We start from the raw sequence: 9,044 nt of genomic DNA, 5'->3' as shown, positions 1-9,044 counted from the left end.
CGTCGGTCCGTTCCTCGGAGAATGATCTTAAAAACGCTCAGGTCGCGGGGAATCAGCCGCCGGGAGGAGAGCGCATGCACCCTGGGAGTGACGTGACGGGAAGGGTCCGCTTCAGGACCCGGCAGCGGCTAGCGTGTCCACCGTGAACGTGGGGACCGAGGAGACCCGGCTGATCGTCCTGCGCGGCAACAGCGCCTCGGGGAAGTCGAGTGTGGCGGCCGGCCTCCGCGACAGCTTCGGCCGCGGACTGGCCCTGGTCGGCCAGGACAACCTCCGCCGTACCGTGCTGCGCGAGCGCGACCGGCCCGGGGCGGCGAACATCGGTCTGATCGACCTGACCGCCCGCTACGCCCTGGACGCCGGCTACCACGTGGTGGTCGAGGGCATCCTCTACGCCGACCACTACGGCGACATGCTCGCCCGGCTGCGCGCCGACCACCGGGGCCCGACCCACGGGTACTACCTGGACGTCCCCTTCGCCGAGACCGTGGCCCGGCACGCCACCAAGCCGATCGCCGACGACGTCGACGAGAACCGACTGCGGGACTGGTACCGCCCCCGCGACGTGCTGCCCGAGGGCGTCGAGACCGTGATCGGCCCCGACAGCGTCCTGGCCGGGACCGTCCACCGCATCATGCGTGACACCGGTTTGGCCCGGCTGCCGGCGGTCGACCGCTGACCTGCCCGGACCCGGCAAGAGGCAGAGACCTGCCCGGCCGGCCACGTGGGCCGGACCGGGCGCGGGTCACACAGCTGCGCCCGCTCGGCTACGCGCCGGTCGGGGAGGCCTGCTGCACGACCTCGAAGGACCACACCGTGGACCCGCTGGCCGCCGGCTTGGGGCGCTCGGCGCCGCCGGCATCGCCGCCCTGATGGGCCGCCTTCATCGGCCCCTCCATCCACGCCTGGAAGGCGGCCTCGTCACGCCAGCGGGTGTAGACGAGGTAGTCGTCCGTGCCCTCGACGGGCCGGAGCAGCTCGAACCACTCGAATCCGTCGGAGCCCTCCACGGCATGGGCCCGGGAAGCGAAGCGCTTCTCCAGCGTCTCGCGTTGTTCCTGGGGGACGGTCAGCACATTGATCTTGACTACGCTCATGGCTCCATCCTGCCGTACGCCGTCCGGACCCCGTCGCCGGGCGGGGCCGTCGCGGGGAGTTCCACCGTGATGCGCAGCCCGCCGTCCGGGCGCGGGGCAAGGGTGAGCGTTCCGTCGTGCGCGCGGGTGATGGTCTTGACGATGGCCAGGCCGAGCCCGATACCCGCGTGGTGGGTGCGCAACCGTTCGGCTCCGCGCCGGAAGGGTTCGGTGAGCGTCGCGGCCAGCCGCGGGGTGACCTTGGCACCGGTGTTCTCGACCGTGAGCACCACGGTCCCGCGGCGGACGCCGGTAGTGACCCGGACAGTGCCCCGGTCGGGCAGATTGTGGACGATCGCGTTGTGCACGAGGTTCGTCATCAGCTGCAGCAGGAGCGCCGGTGATCCGGTCGTGGGGGCGATCTCGCCGCGTGTCTCGACGGTGACGCCATGCTCTTCCGCGAGGGGGAGGAGGGTCTCGGTGGCCTCCTCCGCCAGCAGCGACAGGTCGACGGGTTCCCGGGGGAAGGAACGCCGGTCGGCGCGGCTGAGCACGAGCAGCGCCTCGGTGAGGTCGATCGCCCTGCCGTTGACGGCGTACAGGCGGTCGATGATCTCGTCGGTGTCGCGGTTCGGATCGGTGCGGGCCACCTCGAGAAGCGTCTTCGAGATCGCCAGCGGGGTGCGCAGCTCATGGGAGGCGTTGGCCGCGAACCTCTCCTGCTCGGCGACGTGTGCTTCGAGCCGGGCGAGCATCGTGTCGAACGCGTCGGCGAGTTCCCGGAACTCGTCCCTGCGGCCCGGCAGCCGGATCCGGTGGAGAGCGCCCCGTGCGTGGCCGCGCGGGTGGCTTCGGTGATCCGGGTCAGAGGGGCGAGCATACGGCCGGCGAGGATCCATCCTCCCAGGAGGCCGAAGACGAGGAGGACCGCCAGTACGGTGGCCGCCGCCGGGGCGAACGTGTATGCGAGGAGCTGGCGGTTGGGATTCTCGTGAAGCATCCGCTTGTCCCAGTCGTCGGGAACGTACTCCAGGAGGAACACCCACACCGCTGTGAGCAGCAGGACGCCGGCGACCATGAGGAATCCGGCGTAGCTGAGGGTGAGCTTGAGGCGGACGCTCAACCCGGGCCGCCTAGCCATGGTCCTCTCCCGCGCCGCGACCCGTGCCGGACGCCGTGCCGATGCGGTAGCCGACGCCCGGCACGGTGGCGATGATCCACGGTTCGCCGAGGCGCTTGCGCAGGGCCGAGACGGTGATGCGTACGGCGTTGGTGAACGGGTCGGCGTTCTCGTCCCACGCGCGTTCCAGGAGCTCTTCGGCGCTGACGACACCGCCGTCGGCGGCGACGAGGACGTCGAGTACCGCGAACTGCTTCCTGGTCAGTGCGACGTAGCGGCCGTCCCGGTAGACCTCCCTGCGGAAGGTGTCCAGCCGCAGACCCGCGATCTCCCGCACGGGCGGTCTGCTGTGGGCGCGTCTGCGGTCGAGCGCTCTGAGCCTGAGCACGAGCTCCCGCAGATCGAAGGGTTTCGTGAGGTAGTCGTCGGCGCCGAGCCCGAACCCGGAAGCCTTGTCGTCGAGTCGGTCGGCCGCCGTGAGCATGAGGATCGGCATGCCACTGCCGGAGGCGACGATGTGTTCGGCGATCTCGTCGCCGGACGGCCCGGGAACGTCGCGGTCCAGGACGGCGATGTCGTAGGTGTTGACGCTCAGCAGCTCCAGAGCGGTGTCCCCGTCCCCCGCGATGTCCGCCGCGATCGCTGCGAGACGCAGGCCGTCGCGGACGGCCTCCGCCAGATAGGGTTCGTCCTCGACGATCAGCACGCGCATGGGCCGATGCTACGAGCCGGCACTTATCGTCGGCGTATCGAGAACCGCATACGTGTCGGCAACACCGCGCTGCCTTGACTCCGTGTATGACTCGACCACCGCCGTCAGTGCGAACAACGCCCCGCCGGACACGCGGGCCCCTGGTCGTCGGCGCGGTAGCCGTCGTAGCAGCGATCGCGGCAGCCCTCGGCCACTTCCTGCTGAACCCGACGCACGCCCCGTCGACCTCGGCCTCACCGCGCTCCCCGTCCGTCGCCCCTTCCTCGGAGCCGGCACCCTCGCTTCCTCCCCTTCACCGTGGGCTCCGTGGAGCGCTGGGAGCGGCCGACGGGGCCGTCCCCGACGGCGTGACGGTCCTCGACGACGAGATCCCGGCCGTCGCCAACCTCGACGCGGATCTGCTCGCGGCCCTCCGCCGGGCGGCACGGGAGGCGGCACGGGACGGCGTCGAGTTCGCCGTCAACAGCGGCTGGCGATCACCGGAGTACCAGGATCAGCTGCTCCGCGAGGCGATCGCGCGGTACGGGTCCGAGGCCGAGGCCGCCCGATGGGTGGCCACCGCGAAGACGTCACCGCACGTGTCGGGGGACGCGGTCGACATCGGGCCGGCCGACGCGACGGAGTGGCTGACCGAGCACGGTGCCGCGTACGGACTGTGCCAGACCTACCGGAACGAACCCTGGCACTACGAGCTGCGCACGGAAGCGATCGACCGGAGTTGCCCGCGCATGTACGCCGACCCCACCCAGGACCCCAGGATGCGACAGTGACCGACGGCGAGCGAGGACAGACGATGACGCAGGTGGACACGGCCGGCACCGCACAGGGCGACGTGGACACGGCCGGCACCGCACGGGGCGACGTGGACACGGCCGGGACGGCGCAGGGCGGCGTGGGCACGGCCGGTTCCGGGCGGGGCGACGCCGACCTCGGGGGCGTCGGCCCCGGGGGCACCCGCCCCCGGCACACCGGCGCGAGGACCGGCCTCTGGAAGCGGGGCCGGGTGCTCGCGGCGGCGGCGCTGCTGCTGGGCCTGTTCCTGCTGCTGCACGCCAGCATCCCGAACCGGATCGGGAACCTCGGTAGCCTGGTGGAGACCTTCCTCCCGTGGTTCGGCCTGTTCATCCCGGTGCTGCTTGCCGGGGCGCTGCTGCGCCGCTCCGTCCCCGCACTCGTCGCGCTGCTGCTGCCGGCCGTCGTGTGGCTGAACCTCTTCGGCGGGCTGCTCACCGACAAGTCCCACCCGGGCGGCGGCCTCACGGTGGTCAGCCACAACGTCGGCGCCGACAACCCCGACGCGGCGGGCACCGCACGCGCCCTGGCAGCCTCCGGTGCGGACGTGCTGGCACTGGAGGAGCTGGACCCGGCGGCCCTGAGGACGTACGAGAAGGGGTTGGCGACGACGTACCCCCACCACACGGTGCTGGGCACGGTCGGCGTGTGGAGCAGACTGCCGCTGTCGGACACCCGCCCGGTCGACGTCGAGATGGACGCGGGACCGCTGGGGGACGCGAAGCCCGCCGACGTCAAGCTGGAGTACAACCGGGGGCTGCGCACCACGGTGGCCACGGACCACGGCCCCCTGGCGGTGTACGTGGCGCACCTCGGATCCGTACGGGTCAATCCCCGGGCGGGCCTCTCCTCGGGCCAACGGGACGCCGGTGCGCAGTCGCTCGGCCGGGCCGTCGCCGCCGAGCGGAACGAGCGGGTGGTGCTGCTCGGCGATCTGAACGGAACCCTGGACGACCGCGCGTACGCGGGCATCACCTCGCGGATGCGATCGGCGCAGGAGGCGGCGGGCGACGGGTTCGGCTTCAGCTGGCCCGCCGCCTTCCCGGTGGTGCGGATCGACCAGATCCTGGTCCGGGGCGTGGAGCCGGAGAGCTCGTGGCTGCTGCCCGCGACCGGCAGCGACCACCTCCCGGTGGCGGCCCGCATCAGCTGGTGAAACCTGTGGAGGCATCCGGACGTACCCGGGCCTCCCCGCCACCTCGGGGCGGGCGACAGAACCTTCCGCGTGCCGCGCGCCGTTCACCCTCCGCCGGGGGAGGGGGACCGCACGCGCTAGGCTGCGTTCCGCCACGGGGGAAGTCCGGTCGAAATCCGGCGCTGACCCGCAACGGTAGACGGAGCCCCCGGGTTCCGTGAGCCCGATCACCCGTGGCCGAGAAGGCTCCTGACGATTCGCCGTGGACTGCGAATGGGCGCTGCGCGGGGCGGCCGCCGTCCGGGGCCGCTCCTCATCGCGCGACGCACGGCCCGAGGCGAAAGCGACCGGCCTGTGGCCACGTCACTCGACCGCATACCCTCCAAGCCGTCGCGCCCCGCGCACATCGGCACCGGACCGGCTCCACCCCGGCGCGTACCCCTGCCGTTCCTCCTGGCCGGCCTGGGCGCGGCCCTGCCCCTCTCCCTCTTCTGCGGGGCGGCGATCGGGGCGTCGGGGCTCTCCTGGGCGGAGGTGACGCGCTACCTGTGGGCAGGGCTGACCGGCGGGGCCATCGGCCCCGACGAGGTCCCGGCCTACACCATCGTCTGGGAACTACGGCTGCCACGAGCCGTGCTGGCGGCCGTCGTCGGGGCCGGCCTGTCCGCCATCGGCGTCGCCGTCCAGGCCATGGTGCGCAACGCGCTGGCCGACCCGTTCGTCCTCGGTATCTCCTCGGGCGCGGCGGTCGGCGCCAACGCCGTACTCATCTTCGGGGCCTTGGGGGCGCTGGGCATCTGGGCGCTGTCCACGGCGGCGTTCCTCTCCGCACTCCTCGCCATGCTCCTCGTGTACGCCGTCGCCCGTACCGAACGCGGACTGACCCCGCTCCGGCTCGTCCTGACGGGGACCGCGATGTACTACGGGTTCTCCGCCGTCACCACGTTCATGGTGTTCGCGGCCGAGCGCGGGGAAGCGGCCCGTTCCGCGATGATGTGGCTGCTCGGCAGCCTGAGCGGGGCCAACTGGGCCGCCGTGCCGATCGCCGTCGGCGCGGTGCTCGCCGGTCTCGCGCACCTCGGCTGGTCGGCACGGCGCCTGAACGCCCTCGCCATGGGGGACGAGACCTCCGCCGCACTCGGGGTCGACCCCGCCAGACTGCGCAAGGAGCTCTTCCTCGTCTCCGCGGCCGTCACCGGGGCGGTCGTCGCGGTGAGCGGAGCGATCGGCTTCGTCGGCCTGATGGTCCCGCACGCCGCACGGATGCTGGTCGGCGCCGACCACCGCCGGCTCCTGGCCGTCGCCCCCCTGGCGGGAGCCGTCCTGCTGATCTGGGTGGACATCCTCTCGCGCGTGGTGCTGGCGCCGGCCGAGCTGCCGGTGGGCGTCCTCACCGCGGTCATCGGCGTTCCCTGCTTCATTCTCCTCATGCGTCGGCGCTCCTACTCCTTCGGAGGCATCTGATGCGGATCGACATCGACGCACTGACCGTCGAGATCGCCGGTGCACGGCTGGTGGACCAGGTCACCCTGGGCGCGGCCGACGGGCAGCTCGTCGGCCTGGTCGGTCCCAACGGCAGCGGGAAGTCGACCCTGTTGCGCTGTGCCTACCGGGCCCTGCGCCCCTCGGCCGGCGCCGTCAGGATCGGCGGTGAGGACCTTCACGCCCTGAGCACGCGGGAAGGCGCCCGACGGCTGGCCGCCCTTCCGCAGGACGCGGTCGCCGAATTCGACTTCACCGTCGCCGAGATCGTCGCCATGGGGCGGCTGCCGCACCAGGGGCCGGTGGCACGGGTATCCGAGGAGGACCGCCGACTCTGCGACGAGGCGCTGGCGGGGGTCGGCGCGGGACACCTGGCCGAACGCGGCTTCCTCACCCTCTCCGGCGGTGAGCGGCAGCGCGTCCTGATCGCCCGCGCCCTCGCCCAGCAGCCCCGGGTCCTGGTGCTCGACGAACCCACCAACCACCTCGACATCGCGCACCAGTTGGAGGTCCTCGCCCTGGTCCGCGGCAGCGGCCTGACCGTGCTCGCCGCCCTGCACGACCTGAATCTCGCCGCCCTGCACTGCGACCTGGTCCACGTCATCGACAGCGGCCGGATCGTCGCCTCCGGGGCCCCGTACGCGGTCCTGACCACCGAGCTGCTGGCCGACGTCTTCGGCGTACGGGCGCACCGGGTCGCGCATCCGGAGACCGGCGCGCTCCAACTGCTCTTCGACCTCCCCCCTGCCCGCCCCACCTCCTGAAGGAGTCTCGACCACCATGCCCAACCCCCTGCGTCCCGCGGCGCTCGTGCTCGCGACCGCCCTGGTCCTCACCGGCTGTGGAGCGGACGTCACCTCACAGGCCGACGGGAAGGACCGCGCGTCCGATGCCGACCGCCACTACCCGGTGACCGTCGAGAACTGCGGGGAGAAGAAGACGTACGACAAGGCCCCGCAACGCGTCGTCACCAACGACACCGGCATCACCGAGATCATGTTCGCCCTCGGGCTGGAGGACCACATGGCCGGGTACGTGATGCCCGACGACAAGGGCGACATGACGTCCGTCCCCTGGAAGGACGGCTACCGGAAGACCAAGTGGCTCTCCAAGGAGCGGATCAACAAGGAACTGGTCCTCGACGCACGCGCCGACCTGGTCTTCGCCGGCTGGAACTACGGATTCAACGAGGGTGAGGGCTTCACCCCCGCCGAACTGGAACGCGTGGGCATCGACTCGTACCTGCTCAGCGAGTCGTGCCGCAACGGGCAGGGCAAGGCCCGCGGAGTCATGCCCCCGCTCGAAGCCCTCTACACCGACCTGCGCAACCTCGGAAAGATCTTCGACGTCGAGGACCGGGCGGACACCCTCATCACGTCGTTCCGCGAGGAGGTCGCCGAAGCGCGGGCGAAGGCGGCCGAGGGCGGCGACCGCCTCCGGGTCTTCCTGTACGACGACGGGAAGGACAAGCCGTTGACCTCGGGCGCGTACGCAGGACCGCACGACATCATCACCAAGGCCGGCGGCGACCACATCATGAAGGACCTCAAGGACAGCTGGACGACGGTGGGCTGGGAGACCGTGGTCGACCGCGATCCCGAGGTCATCGTCATCAACGACTACGGCGACACCGGAGCGGACGAGAAGCGGAGGTTCCTGAAGTCCTACAAGCCGCTCGCCGGTGTATCCGCGATTCGGAACGACCGGATCGTCGTGCTCGACTACGTCGACCTGGTCGAGAGCCCGCGCAATCCCGCGGCGATCACCTCGCTGGCGGAGGACCTGAGGGAGTTCGCCCGGTAGGTACGCCCGCCGGGTGAGGCGGGGCGGGCCCGGCCCGGGGCACCTCCCGGGCCGAGCCCCGCTCGGTCGGCTCAGCCGTTGAACGTGTCCGGATTGGGCCCGGTGCGCTCGCCCCGGTCGAGGGCGGCGATCTCGCCGATGTCCCCCTCGGTGAGCTCGAAGTCGAAGAGCGCGAAGTTGTCCTGGATGCGCTTCAGCGTCACGGACTTGGGGAACACGATGTCCCCACGCTGCAGGTGCCAGCGCAGCACCACCTGTGCGGGGGTCCTGCCCAGCCGCTCGGCGATGCGCGTGACCGTCGGGTCCGCGAGCACCTTGCCCTGGGCGATGGGCGACCACGCCTCCGTGGCGATGCCGTGTTCCGCCCCGAAGGCGCGCAGAGCATCCTGCGTGAGGTACGGGTGCACCTCGATCTGGTTGACGGCGGGCACCACCGTGCTGTTGTCCAGCAGCCGCCGCAGATGGTTCTCCTGGAAGTTGGAGACCCCGATCGCCTTGACGCGTCCGGACCGGTAGATCTCCTCCAGGGCCTTCCACGTCTCCACGAAGTCCCCCGAACCCCCCGGCAGGGGCCAGTGGATGAGGAACAGGTCCAGGTGGCCGAGGTCCAGTTCCTCCATGGACCGGTCGAACGCCCGGAGCGCCTCGTCGGGGGCGTGCGCGCCGTTGTTCAGCTTGCTCGTCACGAAGACGTCGGCCCGGTCGAGTCCCGATGCGCGGACCGCCTGGCCGACCTCCTTCTCGTTGCCGTACATCTGCGCCGTGTCGATGTGCCGGTAGCCGGTCTCCAGGGCGGCCAGCGTGGTCTCACAGGTCTCGTCCGGCGGGATCTGGAAGGTCCCGAAGCCGAGTTGGGGGATCGTCACACCGTTGTTGAGCGTGATGGAGGGTACTGGGGGCACGGTTGCTCCTTGCTGTGTCGAC

General features: G+C 71.3%; 9 protein-coding genes and 1 pseudogene. 6 read left to right on the top strand and 4 right to left on the bottom strand.

All coding sequences use genetic code 11. The features are described 5' to 3' along the window. The first annotated feature begins 133 nt into the window (after nucleotides 1–133). Nucleotides 134–679, top strand: coding sequence for an AAA family ATPase (locus tag AC3CH1_RS00460; RefSeq protein WP_488460995.1), 546 nt, complete (start codon nucleotides 134–136; stop codon nucleotides 677–679). A gap of 88 nt (nucleotides 680–767) precedes the next feature. Here AC3CH1_RS00460 and AC3CH1_RS00455 read toward each other — a convergent pair whose 3' ends face one another. The 3 genes and pseudogenes from AC3CH1_RS00455 to AC3CH1_RS00445 all read right to left on the bottom strand — a co-directional run bounded on the left by AC3CH1_RS00455 (nucleotide 768) and on the right by AC3CH1_RS00445 (nucleotide 2,908). Beyond that, on the bottom strand, nucleotides 768–1,097 hold the full coding sequence (locus AC3CH1_RS00455; protein WP_488460994.1) for an antibiotic biosynthesis monooxygenase family protein: 330 nt from the start codon (nucleotides 1,095–1,097) through the stop codon (nucleotides 768–770). Beyond that, nucleotides 1,094–2,217: pseudogene (locus AC3CH1_RS00450) on the bottom strand (sensor histidine kinase). Before AC3CH1_RS00450 ends, AC3CH1_RS00455 begins: the two are co-directional and overlap by 4 nt. Beyond that, nucleotides 2,210–2,908, bottom strand: coding sequence for a response regulator transcription factor (locus AC3CH1_RS00445; protein ID WP_488460993.1), 699 nt, complete (start codon nucleotides 2,906–2,908; stop codon nucleotides 2,210–2,212). Before AC3CH1_RS00445 ends, AC3CH1_RS00450 begins: the two are co-directional and overlap by 8 nt. Before the next feature lie 86 nt (nucleotides 2,909–2,994). Here AC3CH1_RS00445 and AC3CH1_RS00440 point away from each other — a divergent pair, with 86 nt between their 5' ends. The 5 genes from AC3CH1_RS00440 (at nucleotide 2,995) to AC3CH1_RS00420 (ending at nucleotide 8,120) form a co-directional block, all read left to right on the top strand. Then, on the top strand, nucleotides 2,995–3,678 hold the full coding sequence (locus AC3CH1_RS00440) for a M15 family metallopeptidase (protein ID WP_488460992.1): 684 nt from the start codon (nucleotides 2,995–2,997) through the stop codon (nucleotides 3,676–3,678). A 23-nt stretch (nucleotides 3,679–3,701) separates the two neighbouring features. Then, on the top strand, nucleotides 3,702–4,856 hold the full coding sequence (locus tag AC3CH1_RS00435) for an endonuclease/exonuclease/phosphatase family protein (protein ID WP_488460991.1): 1,155 nt from the start codon (nucleotides 3,702–3,704) through the stop codon (nucleotides 4,854–4,856). Between the two features lie 333 nt (nucleotides 4,857–5,189). Further along, the gene (locus AC3CH1_RS00430) at nucleotides 5,190–6,299 is read left to right on the top strand and encodes a FecCD family ABC transporter permease (protein ID WP_488460990.1); all 1,110 of its coding nucleotides are present in this window, start codon (nucleotides 5,190–5,192) and stop codon (nucleotides 6,297–6,299) included. Continuing rightward, nucleotides 6,299–7,081, top strand: coding sequence for an ABC transporter ATP-binding protein (locus AC3CH1_RS00425; RefSeq protein ID WP_488460989.1), 783 nt, complete (start codon nucleotides 6,299–6,301; stop codon nucleotides 7,079–7,081). The genes AC3CH1_RS00430 and AC3CH1_RS00425 overlap by 1 nt, the downstream gene beginning before the upstream one ends. 16 nt (nucleotides 7,082–7,097) lie before the next feature. Next, nucleotides 7,098–8,120: an ABC transporter substrate-binding protein gene (locus AC3CH1_RS00420; RefSeq protein WP_488460988.1), complete on the top strand. Its 1,023-nt coding sequence runs from the start codon at nucleotides 7,098–7,100 to the stop codon at nucleotides 8,118–8,120. Between the two features lie 71 nt (nucleotides 8,121–8,191). Here the strand turns inward: AC3CH1_RS00420 and AC3CH1_RS00415 are convergent, their stop codons facing one another. Next, nucleotides 8,192–9,022 carry an aldo/keto reductase gene (locus tag AC3CH1_RS00415; RefSeq protein ID WP_488460987.1) on the bottom strand — a complete coding sequence of 277 codons (831 nt, stop codon included), beginning with the start codon at nucleotides 9,020–9,022 and terminating at the stop codon, nucleotides 8,192–8,194. Nucleotides 9,023–9,044 lie beyond the last annotated feature (22 nt).

It is taken from the genome of Streptomyces sp. MGP-P1 (assembly GCF_057766565.1).
The sequence above is the reverse complement of the archived record's forward strand: the minus strand, read 5'-3'. Positions and strand labels throughout refer to the sequence as shown.

Bases quoted from the DNA above. Each gene is read 5' to 3' on its own strand.
- AC3CH1_RS00455 (WP_488460994.1), bottom strand. From the start codon at position 1,097: ATGAGCGTAGTCAAGATCAATGTGCTGACCGTCCCCCAGGAACAACGC.
- AC3CH1_RS00445 (WP_488460993.1), bottom strand. From the start codon at position 2,908: ATGCGCGTGCTGATCGTCGAGGACGAACCCTATCTGGCGGAGGCCGTC.
- AC3CH1_RS00420 (WP_488460988.1), top strand. From the start codon at position 7,098: ATGCCCAACCCCCTGCGTCCCGCGGCGCTCGTGCTCGCGACCGCCCTG.
- AC3CH1_RS00440 (WP_488460992.1), top strand. From the start codon at position 2,995: ATGACTCGACCACCGCCGTCAGTGCGAACAACGCCCCGCCGGACACGC.
- AC3CH1_RS00435 (WP_488460991.1), top strand. From the start codon at position 3,702: ATGACGCAGGTGGACACGGCCGGCACCGCACAGGGCGACGTGGACACG.
- AC3CH1_RS00425 (WP_488460989.1), top strand. From the start codon at position 6,299: ATGCGGATCGACATCGACGCACTGACCGTCGAGATCGCCGGTGCACGG.